We start from the raw sequence: 15852 nt of genomic DNA on the forward strand, positions 1-15852 counted from the left end.
GTATGTCGGGCAGGCGGGACGATATTCGGGATTTTCTGAACCGTCGCCCTGATTGTGTGCTGGTGGAAGTTGCGGACGTTAAAGGCTCTGCCCCGCGAGACGTGGGCACGTGGATGCTTGTTGCGCGCGATATGATCTTCCGCACCATTGGTGGCGGGCAACTCGAATATATGGCGATTGACCACGCCCGAAAAATTCTTGCTGGCGGCAGGGATACGCCTATGGATATTCCACTTGGCCCTGAAATTGGCCAATGCTGCGGCGGTCGCGTGGCTTTAAGCTTCCGGCGGGTTAATCGTGGTCTGGCAGAAGACCTTATTGCCAAAGTCGATGCCGAAATTGCCACCCGCCCGCATGTCTATATTTTCGGTGCCGGCCATGTCGGCGATGCGCTGGCCTATGCGCTGTCGCTGACACCTGTGCGGGTAATTCTGGTGGATACGCGTGAAGCGGAACTGATGGCGGTTGATGCCCCCGGCGTTGAAACCTGTCTTGCGGCCATGCCGGAACAGGTGGTGCGTTCGGCTCCTCCGGCAAGCAGCTTTATTGTGCTGACCCATGATCATGCGCTGGATTTTCTGATCGTTGCCGAGGCTTTGCAGCGCGGCGATGCGGTCTATGTCGGCATGATCGGCTCGAAGACCAAGAAAGCCACTTTCAAAAGCTGGTTGAAACGAGAAATGGGCAGCGATGATTTATTTGAAAATCTCATATGCCCAGTTGGCGGGGCGCTTGTGAAAGACAAGCGACCGGAAGTCATTGCCGCACTGGCTGCGGCGGAAGTGCTGACTGCTGTTCTGACTTCCACCAAGGTTCTACAGCTTGTTTAAGCCAAAATCTCCTTGATCTGCCGCTGGCAGCGCTCTGTCATGAAATCAATGATCAGGCGCACTTTCGGGTCCTGAAACCGCTTGTGCGGATAGATCGCAGCGAGCTGGATGGATGCAGGAGGCGTGCTTTCAAGGATTGGAACCAGCCGCCCTTCGCGGATATATTCCTTCACCTCAAACAGCGGTTTGTTGATGATTCCGCGTCCACTCAGCGCCCATTGCGTCAATACGTCGCCATCATCGGAGTCGTAAGGTCCGGTGACTTCAAACTTGCGCAGGCCTTCCGGTGTCTGCAACGACCAGAAATACTCTTTTGAGCCGGGAAAGCGCAGCAGAAGGCAATCATGTTGATCGCCCAACAGCTCATCCGGCGATTGAGGCGTGCCGTGTTTTTCGAGATATGCGGGCGCTGCACAGATCACGCGTTCGCAGTTTAAAATGCCGCGCATCCGCAAGTTGGAATTTTCCAGAACGCCTAATTTGAAAGCAACATCAACGCTTTCACTCATGATGTCGATCTCGTGGTCAGATAGTCGCAGGCGCACTTCTATGTCCGGATATTTGTCGTGAAACTCCGGAATTGCCGCGGCGATCAGTCTGCGACCCAGCCCCAATGGCGCTGTAATGCGAATCGATCCTTTTGGATTTTTGGCGAGTTCTGCGACAGCGGCTTCGGCTTCGTCTACAGCTTCCAGTATTTTAACCGCACCGTCATAAAAAACGCGTCCATGCTCGGTTGGTGTGAGTTTGCGCGTGGTTCTGTTGAAGAGACGCACACCGAGATGCTTCTCTAACTCCTTGATTCGATTGCTTGCAACAGCGGGTGATGCGCGCTGGTCGCGACCTGCCGCAGACAAGTTTCCCAATTCGACAACGCGCACAAAAACACGCAGATTATCAAGATAAGACATGCGCTTGTTCCACCATTGTATATATTTTTTTGAAAGTGATGGTCTTGATGCGACGTTCACACAGGCGCAAAGCTTTGGCAAATAATAAACTAACAAACAAGGGAACGAGTAATGGGAGTGCCGGATGTATGATCTTGCTGTGGCCTGGGACTGGCTGGGCTTTGCAGCGCGGTGGCTACACGTGGTCACTGCGATTGCGTGGATCGGCTCGTCTTTCTATTTCATCGCGCTGGACTTAGGGCTTCGCCAGCGTCCCGGCTTACCCGTTGGTGCTTATGGCGAAGAATGGCAGGTTCATGGTGGTGGTTTCTATCACATCCAGAAATATCTGGTTGCCCCCGCGGAGATGCCCGAGCATCTGACATGGTTCAAATGGGAATCCTACGCCACATGGCTGTCGGGCTTTGCTTTGCTCTGCATCGTCTATTATGCGGGTGCCGATCTTTATCTGGTTGACCCGAATGTGCTCGATGTATCGGCGCCAATTGCAATCGCTATTTCGATTGCTTCACTGGCTTTTGGCTGGATTGCTTATAACACCATTTGCAAGCTGATGCTCGGCAAGAGCGATACGCTCCTGATGATTATTCTCTACGCCATTCTGGTGATGATGGCTTGGGGCTATACGCATCTGTTTACGGGTCGCGCGGCCTTTCTGCATCTGGGTGCTTTCACTGCGACGATCATGTCTGCCAACGTGTTCATGGTCATCATTCCGAACCAGAAAATTGTGGTGGGCGATCTTATCGCCGGCCGCAAGCCCGATCCGAAATACGGCAAGATCGCCAAGCAGCGGTCGACCCATAACAACTATCTGACGCTGCCAGTTCTCTTCCTGATGCTGTCGAACCACTATCCGCTGGCGTTTGGAACAGAATTCAACTGGATCATCGCTTCGCTGGTGTTCCTGATGGGCGTCACGATCCGCCACTGGTTCAACACGCGTCATGCCCGCAAAGGCAATCCGACATGGACATGGCTTGTGACTGTGCTCTTGTTCATCGTCATCATGTGGCTTTCGACTGTGCCAAAAATCCTCACCGGTGAGCCGAGCGAGCAGAAGATTTCATCGCTGCAACAGAGCTTCATTTCGGACCCGCACTTTGAAAAGGTGCGGGACACAGTTCTGGGGCGGTGCGCGATGTGCCACGCCAAGGAGCCCGGCTGGGAAGGTATTATTGAGCCGCCTAAGGGCGTAGTGCTTGAAAATGATAGGGAAATTGCAGCCCATGCGCGCGAAATCTATTTGCAGGCCGGGCGTTCCCATGCCATGCCGCCTGCCAATGTGACCGGTGTGAGCATCGATGAGCGCAAGCTGCTCGCATCCTGGTATGAATCCGCTACTTCTGGAGCAAAGTAAGAATGACCAAACTTCTCATCCGTGGCCGTGTGCTGAGTTTTCGCGACGAACCGCAAAGTCTGGATGATACTCAATCCTATCGCTATATCGACGATGGCGCCGTACTGGTTGAAAATGGCCGCATTGCGCGTTTAGGCGATTATGCCGATGTAATCGCTCAGGCAGGCAGCAACGTGCAGGTCGCCGACCATCGTCCGCATCTCATTCTACCGGGTTTCATCGATACGCATATTCACTATCCGCAGACGCAGGTTGTTGCATCCTATGCGGCCAATCTGCTCGAATGGCTCAACACCTATACATTCGTGGCAGAACAGAAATTCGCCGATGAGCAGCACGCGGAATTTATCGCTGAGCGCTTTCTGGACGAACTGATCCGCCATGGCACAACGACCGCCGTCGCTTATTGCTCGGTGCATCCGCAGAGCGTCGATGCCTATTTCCGCGCGTCGCAGCATCGCAATATGCGTATGCTGGGCGGCAAGGTGATGATGGATCGCAATGCGCCGCCAGCACTCTGTGATACCGCTCAATCGGGCTATGATGACAGCAAGCAACTGATTGCCCGCTGGCATGGCAAGGACCGCCTTGATTATGTAATCACACCGCGCTTTGCGATTACCTCGACACCAGAGCAACTCGAAGCCAGTCAGGCGCTAGTCCGCGAACACCCTGAATGCTTCATCCAGACCCATCTTTCCGAAAACCACGAAGAGATCGAATTCACAAAATCGCTTTATCCAAATGCGCCGGACTATCTTGGCATCTACGAGCATTATGGTTTGCTGGGCCAAAAGACGTTGCTTGGCCATTCCATCCATCTCGAAGAACGCGAAGTGAAGGTGATGGCGGAGACCGGCTCCGTTGCAGTTTTCTGCCCGACCTCGAACCTGTTTCTCGGTTCCGGTCTCTTCGACCGTGATCGGCTGAAAGCATCGGGTGTGCGCATGGCTGTTGCAACCGATGTGGGCGGCGGAACCAGCTTCTCGATGCTGCGCACGATGGACGAGGGCTACAAGGTTCTGCAATTGCGCGGTAATCGCCTCAATCCGTTCCAGTCATTTTATATGATGACGCTCGGCAATGCCCGCGCGCTGTCGATGGAAGACAAGATCGGTACGCTCGACGAGGGTACAGAAGCCGATATTGTGGTGCTTGATTCATCCGCCACATCGCCGATGCGCCTGCGCATGGCAGCGGGCGCAACGCTTGAGCAGGAGCTGTTCCTACTGCAAACACTGGGTGACGATCGCGCAATCGTCGAAACCTATGTGGCGGGTAAGCCGTTAAAGGCGGCACTTTCTTGAGTGTTTTTCGATGTCTGTAAACTGGAAGCTAATATATTTTATGGAGTAAATAAGTGTTATATAAATATTGTTCTTTTTAAAATTCCCTTTTTTTCTATAATAAAAGGGATTTTTTCATTGAAAAGCTATTGTTATAGGAAGAAAAATTATGACATATATTGATAATATTAAAGAAAAAAACTTGTCTGATATTATGAGGGCTGCTGATGCGTTCCCCATGGACAAAATAGTAGAGAGATATGCAAAAGATAATAATATCGATATAGATACGGCGCGAATGCATGAACGAGAATTGAAGCGGTTTTTGAGTTTAAGTATTGTGTTTAAAAGCCCAATTGGCATGCGCGGGCCGGTAGATGAATTATGGCATACTTTCATAACATTCACTGTTGAATATGAAAAATTTTGTAACCAGGTTGCTGGGCATTTTATTCATCATGTCCCAACAGATGAAAGTAGTTCGCCGGAAGCTATGCGTGAATCGGTTGCAGCATTCGATGAACTCTATGCCGATGTATTCGGTCATGAACCGCCAATCGAAGCTTGGCCCAAAACTGAAGCCAAATGTAGCTCATGCACTGATTGTATTACTTGTCTCGTTAAAAAAGATCATACTAAAATTCTTGATCGCCATGTTGTTTAGAGGATTTCCAGCAAAAGTGCGAAGCAGTTTTGCGTGGGATAATGCTTGAAAACAGACAGATAGAGCTTTTTCATTCATTTAATGGGTTCTGAGCCTAGATGCGTTTGCAACTTTTCTGTATTCTTGAGGTAGAAGGAAATATTGTAATTTTACATATCAGTTATATTTAGAGCGATTTGGGTTTCTTAAGCTCAAGTCGCTCTAGAGTGCGTTTCAATCTGATGGGGATCAGATCGACGCTCTAAATGTTGGTTTTAACGCGCATCTTTGTCCGAAAACCGTTTCACACTTTTCAGGATGCGTTCTAAAGTTCCTCTGGCTTCTTACCACCCATCGCATGGGTCAGCTCATCCGCTGTTGCGCGGATAATCGGTCCGAGATATTCGAGCCTCTTCTTGGGCAGACGAACAGCGGGACCTGAAATGGAAATGCCTGCAATCGCCTCACCATATTCGTTGAAAATGGGGGCTGCGATGCAGCACATGCCGAGCGTATGTTCTTCATCATCAATCGACCAGCCGCGTGCACGGATCACTTGAATATCTTTGAGTAGCGCCGGTAACGTGTCGAGAGTGCCTTCGGTGAAGCGCTCAAGCGTTTTGCCAGAGAGCGTGCGTGCGATCTGCGTATCCGACCATGTGGACAGAACAGCCTTGCCAATGCCCGAGGCATGGATTGGTCCGCGACGACCCGGACGGAAAAAGGCACGCATCGGTGCGTGGCTCTCTATCTGCGAAATGAACACAACGTCGCCGCCATCTTCGATGCCGATATTGGCCGTCTCGCCGCTCGCTTCCATCAGCTGTTTGAGATATGGCCGCGCCAATGTTCCAAGCTTGCGGAAACGGCGAAAAGCATTGCCAATCTCGAAAGCCTTCACGCCAATGGTCCAGTCGCCGCTTTCCACATCATGCGAAACCATGCCGTGATTGGCGAGCGAGGAGAGAAGCCGGTGCACGGTTGAAGGCGCCATCTGGCTCGCTTCTGCGAGGTCAGTCAGCGTTGAGCCGTCATTTTCGGCAATAAGCGCCAGAAGCTTGAGGCTGCGATCCAGAACCTGAACAGACGAAGGTACAGCATTCTCCGCCGCCTTGCGGCCTCGCTTTGCTTTTGTCTGTTCCATGAGCCGCCTCCGATTCCTTGTTTTTCATCACTACCTTATCCGCGTGAACCGCGAAAGTGTGCGGCGATTATCTCCATTCCGTTGAAAATCTTTATTTCCGTATAATGGTATTAATTTCCATTTTTTACATATAGCATCGCTAAATGGATATATATTCCATAGGAGGAAACCGTCATGGCCAGAATGCGCGCAGTCGATGCAGCCATACTTGTGCTGGAAAAAGAGGGGGTCAATTGCGCCTTCGGTGTACCGGGCGCTGCGATCAACCCATTTTATTCGGCCATGAAGGCACGGGGTTCTATCCGTCACATTCTTGCGCGCCATGTTGAAGGCGCTTCGCACATGGCCGAAGGCTATACCCGCGCTCAACACGGCAATATTGGCTTGTGTATCGGTACTTCCGGTCCCGCCGGCACCGATATGATCACCGGCCTCTACTCGGCTTCTGCCGATTCCATTCCAATCCTCTGCGTTACAGGCCAAGCCCCCCGTGCACGCCTCGACAAAGAGGATTTTCAGGCAGTCGATATCGCCAGGATCGCAGCCCCCGTTACCAAATTGGCGGTTACGGTTATGGAGCCGGCACTGGTGCCTTTTGTTTTCCAGAAGGCATTTCATATCATGAAGTCGGGTCGTCCCGGCCCGGTGCTGATCGATCTGCCGATCGATGTCCAACTCGCTGAAATCGAGTTTGACATCGATACTTATCAGCCGCTGGAGACATACAAGCCAGCGGCAACCCGCGCACAGGCCGAAAAGGCCATTGCTATGCTCAACGATGCGGAACGCCCGCTGATTGTTGCAGGTGGTGGCATTATCAATGCGGGAGCCTCCGATCTTCTGGTTGAATTTGCTGAAATCACCGGCATTCCGGTTATCCCGACCCTTATGGGCTGGGGCGTTATTCCCGATGATCATCGCCTGATGGCAGGCATGTGCGGCCTGCAAACATCCCACCGCTATGGCAATGCCACGCTTCTGGCCTCCGACATGGTGATCGGCATCGGCAATCGCTGGGCGAACCGCCATACCGGCAATGTCGACACCTATAAAAAGGATCGCAAGTTTATCCATGTTGATATTGAACCAACGCAGATCGGTCGTGTTTTTGCACCCGATTTTGGCATTGTTTCAGATGCGGGCAAGGCGCTCAAACTGCTGCTTGATGTTGCGACCGAATGGAAAACCGCAGGCAAGCTGCGCGACTGGTCCCAATGGGCGCAGGAATGCGGCGAACGCAAGAAGACCATGCTGCGCAAGACACATTTTGATCAGACACCATTAAAACCACAGCGCGTTTATGAAGAGATGAACAAGGCCTTTGGCCGCGACACCTGTTATGTGACGACCATTGGTCTGAGCCAGATTGCGGGCGCGCAGTTCCTTCATGTTTATCGTCCGCGCAACTGGATCAATTGCGGTCAGGCTGGCCCCTTGGGCTGGACATTGCCAGCGGCTTTGGGCGTGCGCGCCGCCGACCCTGATCGTCCGATTGTTGCACTGTCCGGCGATTATGATTTCCAGTTTATGATTGAGGAACTGGCAGTCGGCGCACAGCACAAGCTTCCTTACATTCATGTGGTGGTGAACAATTCCTATCTGGGCCTGATCCGTCAGGCACAGCGCGGCTTTAATATGGATTTCGAGGTCAGTCTTGCTTTCGATAACATCAATGCTTCGGGCGACACCGAAAAGGGCTACGGCGTCGATCATGTGGCAGTTGCCGAAGGTCTTGGCTGTAAGGCCATCCGCGTTCGAAGCCCGAACCAGTTTGCCGAGAGTTTTGAGCAGGCAAAAGCGCTGATGAACGAGCATCAGGTGCCGGTTGTTCTGGAATTCATCCTTGAGCGTGTTACCAATATTTCCATGGGAGCCGACATCGATCAGGTGGTCGAGTTCGAGGAGTTGGCCGAGCGCGGCGAAGATGCACCGACTGCGATTGCGGCTTTATTAGATTAGATTGAGAGGGAGGCGGAAATGCCAAGATTTGCAGCCAATCTGACTATGCTTTTCAATGAAGTGCCCTTCATGGATCGCTTCGCGCTGGCAGCCAAAGCCGGTTTCACAGGGGTGGAATATCTCTTTCCCTATGACTTCAACCGCCATGAGCTGAAAGCAGCGCTTGATCGTCATAATTTGGCGCAGGTTCTGCATAATCTTCCGGCTGGTAACTGGGCTGGTGGCGAGCGCGGAATAGCGGTTCTGCCGGATCGGGTCGATGAGTTCCGCCGCTGCGTTGCCGATGCGGTTGATTATGCGACAGCGCTCAACTGCTCGCAGGTCAATTGCCTTGCAGGACTTGCACCGCAGGGCGTCGATTCGGATGCATTGCGCGCAACCTTTGTAAGCAATCTGCGGCTTGCAGCAAGAGAACTTGGCAAGCACGGCATTCGCCTGCTGATCGAACCGATCAATCATTATGATATGCCGGGCTTCTACCTCAATACGGTTGAGCAGGCGGTGTCGATCATTGATGAAGTGGGCAGCAACAATCTGTTCATTCAGTATGATCTTTATCATCAGCAGCGCACGCGCGGTGAACTGATCGCGACTTACGAGCGCTACAAACCGCTGATCGCTCATATCCAGCTTGCCGATAATCCGGGTCGTAACGAACCGGGCACAGGTGAAATCAACTTTTCCTATGTGTTCGAGGCGCTGAAAGCGGCTGGCTACAAGGGCTGGATCGGCTGCGAATACAAGCCGAAGACCACAACTGAGGAAGGTCTTGGCTGGTTCAAACAGGATGAAACCGAACGGCTTAGAGCATAGGGAGATTTGATATGGCTAAAATCGGCTTCATCGGACTGGGCATTATGGGCAAGCCAATGGCGCAGCATTTGCAAAATGCGGGCCATCAGCTTTTCACTTCAAAACATTCAAAGCCGCCGCACAAGGACTTGCTGGATGCAGGATTGAGCGTGCTCGACACTCCAAAAGCAGTCGCCGCCGAATGCGAAACCATCATTCTCATGTTGCCCGATACGCCACAGGTGGCGGATGTCCTGTTCAGCGAAAACGGCGTTGCGGAAGGTTTGAGCCAAGGCAAAACACTCATTGATATGAGCTCAATCTCGCCGATTGAAACCAAGGAATTTGCAAAAAAGGTTAGGGAAACGGGTGCGGAATATATCGATGCGCCGGTATCGGGTGGCGAAGTCGGCGCGAAAAATGCCAGCCTTTCCATCATGGCAGGCGGTGCGCAGGATGCTTTTGACAAGGCATTGCCGCTGTTAAAGCTGATGGGCAAAAACATCACGCTTGTTGGTGATTGCGGCGACGGCCAGACGACTAAAGTTGCCAACCAGATTATCGTTGCGCTCAATATTGAAGCCGTGGCGGAAGCGCTGGTCTTCGCATCCAAGGCGGGGGCTGATCCGGCCAAGGTGCGCGAGGCGCTGATGGGCGGCTTTGCGTCATCGCGTATTCTGGAAGTGCATGGCGAGCGCATGATCAAGCGCACTTTCGACCCGGGTTTCCGCATTTCGCTGCACCAGAAGGATTTGAACCTGGCTTTGCAGGGCGCGAAGGCTTTGGGTGTTTCGCTACCAAACACCGCAACAGCACAGGAATTGTTTAATTCCTGCGCAGCGCATGGCGATGATGGGCTGGACCATTCGGGACTGGTGCGCGCGCTCGAACGCATGGCCAATCATGATGTTGCGTGATTGATTTTCTCTCAGTGGCAGGAAATAGTGCGCCCAAACAACAATAATATTGGGAATCTGATGACTGTCATCACCGATCCGAAGAAGTTTCTGACAAGCCTGTTTGATGCAGCAGTTGCGGCTGCTGATCCTGAGCTGGTGATCCGCGCCAATCTGCCTGCCAAGCCCAAGGGCCGGACAATTGTGATTGGTGCAGGCAAAGGCTCGGCACAGATGGCAGCGGCCTTTGAGCGCGCATGGGCCGAACGGCATGCGGGTGAGGACGCACCAATCGAAGGCATTGTCGTCACGCGCTACGGCTATGGCACGCCCTGCAACACCATTGAGATCATCGAAGCATCACATCCGGTGCCCGATGATGCCGGGCTTGTGGCCTCAAAACGACTGTTCGACGCCGTTTCCAATCTCACTGAAGATGATCTTGTCGTCGCGCTTATTTCCGGTGGAGGCTCGGCTTTGCTGCCATCGCCGCCGGAGGGGCTGACCCTTGAAGATGAAATCGCGGTCAACAAAGCGCTGCTGGCGTCTGGTGCGCCGATCTCGGCTATGAATGCGGTGCGAAAGCATCTTTCGACCATCAAGGGCGGAAGGCTGGCAGCCGCAGCACATCCGGCAAAAGTCTTCTCGCTGGTGGTGTCCGATATTCCCGGTGACAACCCTGCCTTTGTCGCATCCGGCCCGACGGTGCCTGACGCAACGTCTCGCGATGATGCGCTCAAAATCATTGAACGCTACAAGCTTGAATTGCCCGATGCCGTGCTTGCGCATATCAAAAGTGAGAAGGCGCATGCACCAAAGCCTGATGATAAAATCTTCGCGAACAACGAAATACGTGTGATCGCCTCCGCTGCCGTTTCGCTGGAAGCAGCTGTCAAAGAAGCCGAGCGTCATGGCGTTGAGGCGGTGATCCTGTCGGATTCAATGGAAGGCGAGGCGCGCGAAGTCGCCCATGTTCATGCAGCCATTGCGCGTGAAGTGGCGGATCGTGATCGCCCGTTTAAAAAGCCGGTTGTTTTGCTGTCCGGTGGCGAAACCACCGTCACCATCCGCGCCAAAGGTGGCAAGGGTGGCCGCAACAGCGAATTTCTGCTGTCCTTTGCGCTCGATATTGATGGCTATAACAACATTCACGCACTGGCGGCAGATACGGACGGCATTGATGGCTCGGAAGATAATGCCGGTGCTTTTGCCGATGGCACAACTGTTTCGCGGCTGCAAAAGGCTGGCGAGGACGGTGCAGCGCGGTTGAATGCCAATGATGCGTGGACCGCATTTGATGCGATTGGAGATCTGTTTATCCCGGGGCCGACCGGCACCAATGTCAACGATCTCAGAACCATTCTCATAACAGAATAAGATGAGATTGCAGCGTGTCATCACGCTGGGGGGAGGGGTGTATTGTTATAACGATTCAGACCGACATTCGCGATTCTGTTATAACGATTCATCTTTCTTGGCGGGCACCTGATCATCGTCGATAAGAATGCGGTTTGCTGCGCCGTCAAGGTCCTCATACTGGCCATTTTTGAGCGACCATAGAAAACCAGCAAGGCCCATCGCGCCCAAAAAAAGCGCGATGGGAATGAGAAAAAGAAGTCCGCTCATTTATGCGCTTCCTTCAAAACCACAGCGCGTGCAACAGTGGTCTGCATCGGCTGTTTCTGTTTTCCGGCCCGCAACCGCATCGCATTGCTGACAACCACGATGGACGACAGAGACATCGAGAGCGCTGCCACCAATGGTGTGACAAAGCCGAAAATCGCAATCGGCACAGCGATGATATTATAGCCGATGGAAAGCGCAAAGTTCTGCCTGATTAATCGGCCTGCCTCTTTTGACACTGCAAATGCCAGCGGAACAGCAGACAGACTTTCGCGCAGAAACACGAAGTCGGCAGCATTGCGGCCAATATCGGCGGCAGTTGCCGGAGCCATGGAAACATGTGCCGCAACAAGCGCAGGGGCATCGTTGAGCCCGTCGCCAACCATCAGCACTTTATGGCCGTCATTTGCTAAACCCTGCACAAGCCGGGATTTGTCGGCTGGCAGAACTTCGCCACGATAGGTATCCACACCCAGATAACCGGCAAGCTTTTTCACAGCAGGCATTTTGTCGCCGGAGATAATCTCAAGCTTCAAGCCATTGCGTTTCAGTGCACCGATTGCGGCGAGCGCATCTTCGCGCGGCTGATCTTCAAAGCGAAAGGTTTCAACGAGCTTGCCGTTAATTGAAAGGCACGTTTCCGGCCCATCAGAAAGATTAGCATCTGCCTTGTCATCAGCCCATTCACGTTTGCCAAGCCGATAGATCGTACTACTCAGTTCGGCCTCAATGCCAGCCCCCGGGATTTCTTCAATGCGTGTGAAGTCAGTCATAGGCTTTGCTCCGGAAAACAGAGCAAGTGCCCGCGACAAAGGATGGCGGGAATAAAGTGAGAGTTCAGATGCAATCTCAAGATTATTCGGATCGATTGACCCGCGATCAATCAGGCGAGGCTGGCCGAGCGTCAGCGTGCCGGTCTTGTCGAATACGGCCGTGTCGATCTCGGCCATCCGCTCCATGGCCGAGCCGTCCTTGATCATGATGCCGTTCTCAAACAGGCGGCGTGCTGCAACCACCTGAACAATTGGCACTGCAAGTGCGAGCGCACAGGGGCAGGTGATGATGAGCGTGCAGATAGCGATATAGATCGAGCGATACCAGTCGCCGCCGGTATAAATCATCCAGCCGACAAAGGCCGCAAAAGCAATTGTATGTACCATCGGCACATAAAGTTCAGACGCCCGATCAGCGAGACGGCGATAAAAAGCGCGACCGCCTTCGGCAACGTCCATCAGACGCACCATTTCGGCAAGGAAGGAATCTTTGGCTTCCGCCGTTGCGCGAATGACAAGTGGTGCGGAGAGGTTCATGGTTCCCGCACGAATATCCGAGCCGGGGCCGACTGGAACCGCATCGCTTTCGCCCGATGCAATGGCACAGTCGAGTTCCGAGCGACCATCTTCCACTTTGGCGTCGACAGGAACACGTTCACCAGCTGCAAGGATGATGCGCTGGCCTATGCGAATTTCATTGACCGGCAGATAGTTGCGTTCGTCATTGTCGCCGATTACCACAGCGCCGCGCGGGCTTAATTGTGCCAGACCACGCACGGCAGAGCGTGCACGTGTGCGCATCAGATAATCGAGTGTGCGGCCAATCAGCAGGAAGAACAACAGCGTGACCGAAGCGTCAAAATAGGCGTGCTGGCCATGGTTCATCGTTTCATAAACGCTCATGCCAAAGGCAAGCGAAATAGCTAGCGCAATGGGCACATCCATATTCACGCGTCGGGTCCGCAAGGCATTCCATGCAGAAACATAAAAAATTCGGCCCGAATAAATCAGTGTCGGTAGCGCGATCAGACCGGAAAGCCAGTGAAACATATCGCGGGTGGCAGCATCGGCCCCCGACCAGACCGCAACAGACAACAGCATGACATTGCTGGATGCAAAGGCTGCAACGCCAAGCGCGATCAAAAGCCGCGTGAAGGTCGGGTCCTTGTCCTGCACCATATCAAAAATATGCGCGTCGTAGCCAAGGCGACGGAGCGGATCGATCACATCGGGTGGCGTTTCGCCATCCTTCCAGCGAATGGTGACGCGGCGTGCGGTCAGGTTCACGCGCACATAAGAAACGCCCGGCAGCTTGCCGAGCGTCTGTTCGATGGTCTTGATGCACAAACCGCAATGGATACCGGGAACCGAGAGATCAAGCTGGCGTAAACCATCGCCGAGCGCACGGCTTGCGACCAGCATTTCGTCTGGCGAAATCGATTGGACGACCGTGGCTATCTGTGCATTTTCAACGCAGCAACTCATAAGATCCTCCCGTCCTTCACCAGAACACGGATGATGTGGCGATACGGGTCTTCAAGGCCCGCATCGGCATTGACTTCCATAATCCATGCGCCTTCGCCCAGTTCGAGCGGTGCTGTCAGAACACCGTCTTCTGCAATGGAGAGTGTGACTTTGGTGTCATGGGCATCGCCGACAGGACGCTTGAATTCGACCGTGCCGCCGCTCATGCTGACAGCCTTGCCATCACGATCGGTAAGACGCCACGTAAAGACACCTTCCGCAAAAGCGGGCTGCGACTGCCAGCCAAGGGCTGCCTGTTCCTTGCCGGTTTCGGCTTTGGCGTTGAACTCCTGACTGGCGACATAGGTGTTTTTCACAACCAGCCCGCTCCAGCTGCTGACTGCCTTATAAGCCATCGTCATATTGACGGCGATGATGACACCGAAGAAAGCGACCATAATGCCGAGCATGTGCCAGCCGGTGAAGCCGTTTGTGGTTTTTGATTTCACTGACATCATCTCTTCTCCCCGGTCATTTCTGGAGCCATGAAAGTTGCTTTGTAGCGGGCTGTTTCAGAGCCGTCTGCATCGCGCACTTCGATTTCATAGTCGGAGCGCTGCTCCGTTATGGCATCATGCGGCAGGGTTACGAAAACACGCAGCGTTTTCAGCCTGTCGGGTTCAACCGGCACATCATAATTGCCGTCTGCATCGATGTTTTCATCCTGCACGGTCAGCGTTGCACCCGGCAGGCCTTCGATTGAAAGCCGGAAGGTACGCGGAACAGGGATCATGTTGAGCAGCTTGACCGTATAGCCGTTGCGGATCGAACCATCGGACAACAGCACATATTGCGGTGTGCGGTCATGCAGCACATTGATGCCAATGCGCTGACGCGTCGAAAGCGAGATCACCAGCGTCAGACCGATCAGTGCCCAGATAATGAAATAGAACAGAATGCGTGGACGCAGGATCTTTTTCCACGAAAGATGCTCAACAGCACCAGACAACTTGTTTGGTGCCTCATAAACGCGCGCCGGATTAATCGGAACGGTGCCATTGTTGGTGGCCAGCGCCATATTCCAGTCGTAATCGGCAAGCGTTGCATAGGAAATGAGACCGCGCTCTTTGCCGACCTTGTCCATCACGCTGTCACAGGCATCGATGCAGAGCGCGCAGGTGATGCATTCTAGCTGCTGGCCATCGCGAATATCGATACCCATCGGGCAGGCGGCAACACAGGCGTTACAATCCACGCAATCGCCTACGGTTTCCCCGGCAGCAATTGCCTTCTTGGAATGGCGTGAGCGTGGTTCGCCGCGCCAGTCATTATAGGTCACAGTCAGCGAATTTTCATCAAGCATCGCTGCCTGAATACGCGGCCAGGGGCACATATAGGTGCAAACCTGCTCGCGCATCAGCCCGCCAAAAACATAGGTCGTGGCTGTCAGGATCGCCACGGTGATGTAAGCGACGGGAGCTGCATGTCCGGTTACAAAGTCGACGAGCAGGGTTGGTGCATCGGCAAAATAGAAAATCCACGCGCCGCCCGTCAAAATACCGATCATCAACCAGATGGCGTGTTTGGTGACACGCTTCCAGATTTTGTCGAAGCTCCACGGCGCTTTGTCGAGCTTCATGCGTGCGTTGCGGTCGCCTTCGATGGCACGTTCGACCACCAGATAAAGGTCGACCCATACGGTTTGCGGACAGGTATAGCCGCACCATGCGCGACCAGCCGCTGACGTTATCAGGAACAGGCCAAGGCCTGCCATGATGAGCAGACCTGCGACATAATAGAATTCCTGCGGCCAGATTTCGATGAAGAAGAAATAGAACCGGCGATTGGCAAGATCGATCAGAACTGCCTGATCGGGCGCATAGGGACCGCGGTCCCAGCGCAGCCATGGCGTCAGATGGTAGATCCCCAATGTGATGAACATGATCATCCATTTGAAGCGGCGGAAATTGCCCTGCACGCGCTTCGGGAAAATTTTGACCCGCGCCGCATAAAGCGACTTTCCACTTTTAGGGAGGCGGATCTTGGGGGAGTTAACTGCCTGAACGTCTATCCGTTCGACATCGTCTGACATTTGCCTTGCTCCTGAAGCACGATGCCGGACAGACAGAAGCTGGCTTGCCGGGGGATCGCACTTTCAATGTTTGAGAGCG

General features: G+C 53.4%; 14 protein-coding genes. 8 read left to right on the forward strand and 6 right to left on the reverse strand.

The genetic code is table 11. The features are described from left to right. The first annotated feature begins 2 nt into the window (after positions 1–2). Positions 3–830 carry a xanthine dehydrogenase accessory protein XdhC gene (gene xdhC / locus ABE527_RS03090; protein ID WP_265983001.1) on the forward strand — a complete coding sequence of 276 codons (828 nt, stop codon included), beginning with the start codon at positions 3–5 and terminating at the stop codon, positions 828–830. Here the strand turns inward: xdhC and ABE527_RS03095 are convergent. Then, the gene (locus tag ABE527_RS03095) at positions 827–1741 is read right to left on the reverse strand and encodes a LysR family transcriptional regulator (protein ID WP_499696101.1); all 915 of its coding nucleotides are present in this window, start codon (positions 1739–1741) and stop codon (positions 827–829) included. The genes xdhC and ABE527_RS03095 overlap by 4 nt on opposite strands. A gap of 124 nt (positions 1742–1865) precedes the next feature. On the opposite strand from ABE527_RS03095, the gene ABE527_RS03100 reads away from it, so the two are divergent. The 3 genes from ABE527_RS03100 (at position 1866) to ABE527_RS03110 (ending at position 5051) form a co-directional block, all read left to right on the forward strand. After that, complete coding sequence (locus tag ABE527_RS03100; protein WP_499696102.1) at positions 1866–3101, forward strand: urate hydroxylase PuuD; 1236 nt, start codon at positions 1866–1868, stop codon at positions 3099–3101. 2 nt (positions 3102–3103) lie between these two features. After that, on the forward strand, positions 3104–4408 hold the full coding sequence (gene guaD / locus ABE527_RS03105) for a guanine deaminase (RefSeq protein WP_499696103.1): 1305 nt from the start codon (positions 3104–3106) through the stop codon (positions 4406–4408). A 148-nt stretch (positions 4409–4556) separates the two neighbouring features. Next, positions 4557–5051: a glycine-rich domain-containing protein gene (locus ABE527_RS03110; protein WP_499696104.1), complete on the forward strand. Its 495-nt coding sequence runs from the start codon at positions 4557–4559 to the stop codon at positions 5049–5051. Between the two features lie 304 nt (positions 5052–5355). On the opposite strand, the gene ABE527_RS03115 is transcribed toward ABE527_RS03110, so the two are convergent. Next, on the reverse strand, positions 5356–6174 hold the full coding sequence (locus ABE527_RS03115) for an IclR family transcriptional regulator (RefSeq protein ID WP_499696105.1): 819 nt from the start codon (positions 6172–6174) through the stop codon (positions 5356–5358). A 174-nt stretch (positions 6175–6348) separates the two neighbouring features. Here ABE527_RS03115 and gcl point away from each other — a divergent pair, with 174 nt between their 5' ends. Genes gcl through ABE527_RS03135 form a run of 4 tightly spaced genes read left to right on the forward strand, consistent with a single transcriptional unit; the run spans position 6349 to position 11198 of the window. Further along, positions 6349–8133: a glyoxylate carboligase gene (gene gcl, locus ABE527_RS03120; RefSeq protein ID WP_499696106.1), complete on the forward strand. Its 1785-nt coding sequence runs from the start codon at positions 6349–6351 to the stop codon at positions 8131–8133. 18 nt (positions 8134–8151) lie between these two features. Beyond that, the gene (hyi, locus tag ABE527_RS03125) at positions 8152–8946 is read left to right on the forward strand and encodes a hydroxypyruvate isomerase (RefSeq protein WP_499696107.1); all 795 of its coding nucleotides are present in this window, start codon (positions 8152–8154) and stop codon (positions 8944–8946) included. Between the two features lie 11 nt (positions 8947–8957). Then, positions 8958–9842, forward strand: coding sequence for a 2-hydroxy-3-oxopropionate reductase (locus ABE527_RS03130; protein WP_499696108.1), 885 nt, complete (start codon positions 8958–8960; stop codon positions 9840–9842). Between the two features lie 60 nt (positions 9843–9902). Continuing rightward, positions 9903–11198 carry a glycerate kinase type-2 family protein gene (locus ABE527_RS03135; protein WP_499696109.1) on the forward strand — a complete coding sequence of 432 codons (1296 nt, stop codon included), beginning with the start codon at positions 9903–9905 and terminating at the stop codon, positions 11196–11198. 78 nt (positions 11199–11276) lie between these two features. Here ABE527_RS03135 and ccoS read toward each other — a convergent pair whose 3' ends face one another. The 4 genes from ccoS to ccoG are packed head-to-tail and all read right to left on the reverse strand — an operon-like array spanning position 11277 to position 15773. Next, positions 11277–11447, reverse strand: a complete 171-nt coding sequence (gene ccoS, locus ABE527_RS03140) for a cbb3-type cytochrome oxidase assembly protein CcoS (protein WP_265983011.1) — start codon at positions 11445–11447, stop codon at positions 11277–11279. Next, positions 11444–13702, reverse strand: coding sequence for a cation-translocating P-type ATPase (locus ABE527_RS03145; RefSeq protein ID WP_499696110.1), 2259 nt, complete (start codon positions 13700–13702; stop codon positions 11444–11446). The genes ccoS and ABE527_RS03145 overlap by 4 nt, the downstream gene beginning before the upstream one ends. Next, entirely contained in the window at positions 13699–14196 is a 498-nt protein-coding gene (locus tag ABE527_RS03150) for a FixH family protein (protein ID WP_499696320.1), read from the reverse strand. Before ABE527_RS03150 ends, ABE527_RS03145 begins: the two co-directional genes overlap by 4 nt. Beyond that, positions 14196–15773, reverse strand: coding sequence for a cytochrome c oxidase accessory protein CcoG (gene ccoG / locus ABE527_RS03155; RefSeq protein WP_499696111.1), 1578 nt, complete (start codon positions 15771–15773; stop codon positions 14196–14198). Before ccoG ends, ABE527_RS03150 begins: the two co-directional genes overlap by 1 nt. Between the last annotated feature and the right edge of the window lie 79 nt (positions 15774–15852).

The organism is Brucella sp. TWI432, assembly GCF_039674445.1.
In the GTDB taxonomy this organism is placed as follows: domain Bacteria; phylum Pseudomonadota; class Alphaproteobacteria; order Rhizobiales; family Rhizobiaceae; genus Brucella; species Brucella chromiisoli.

Coding starts and splice junctions, on each gene's coding strand:
- ccoS (WP_265983011.1), bottom strand. CDS start 11,447: ATGAGCGGACTTCTTTTTCTCATTCCCATCGCGCTTTTTTTGGGCGCG.
- ABE527_RS03110 (WP_499696104.1), top strand. CDS start 4,557: ATGACATATATTGATAATATTAAAGAAAAAAACTTGTCTGATATTATG.
- ABE527_RS03130 (WP_499696108.1), top strand. CDS start 8,958: ATGGCTAAAATCGGCTTCATCGGACTGGGCATTATGGGCAAGCCAATG.
- gcl (WP_499696106.1), top strand. CDS start 6,349: ATGGCCAGAATGCGCGCAGTCGATGCAGCCATACTTGTGCTGGAAAAA.
- ABE527_RS03115 (WP_499696105.1), bottom strand. CDS start 6,174: ATGGAACAGACAAAAGCAAAGCGAGGCCGCAAGGCGGCGGAGAATGCT.
- ABE527_RS03150 (WP_499696320.1), bottom strand. CDS start 14,196: ATGTCAGTGAAATCAAAAACCACAAACGGCTTCACCGGCTGGCACATG.
- hyi (WP_499696107.1), top strand. CDS start 8,152: ATGCCAAGATTTGCAGCCAATCTGACTATGCTTTTCAATGAAGTGCCC.
- guaD (WP_499696103.1), top strand. CDS start 3,104: ATGACCAAACTTCTCATCCGTGGCCGTGTGCTGAGTTTTCGCGACGAA.
- xdhC (WP_265983001.1), top strand. CDS start 3: ATGTCGGGCAGGCGGGACGATATTCGGGATTTTCTGAACCGTCGCCCT.
- ABE527_RS03100 (WP_499696102.1), top strand. CDS start 1,866: ATGTATGATCTTGCTGTGGCCTGGGACTGGCTGGGCTTTGCAGCGCGG.
- ABE527_RS03145 (WP_499696110.1), bottom strand. CDS start 13,702: ATGAGTTGCTGCGTTGAAAATGCACAGATAGCCACGGTCGTCCAATCG.
- ABE527_RS03095 (WP_499696101.1), bottom strand. CDS start 1,741: ATGTCTTATCTTGATAATCTGCGTGTTTTTGTGCGCGTTGTCGAATTG.
- ccoG (WP_499696111.1), bottom strand. CDS start 15,773: ATGTCAGACGATGTCGAACGGATAGACGTTCAGGCAGTTAACTCCCCC.
- ABE527_RS03135 (WP_499696109.1), top strand. CDS start 9,903: ATGACTGTCATCACCGATCCGAAGAAGTTTCTGACAAGCCTGTTTGAT.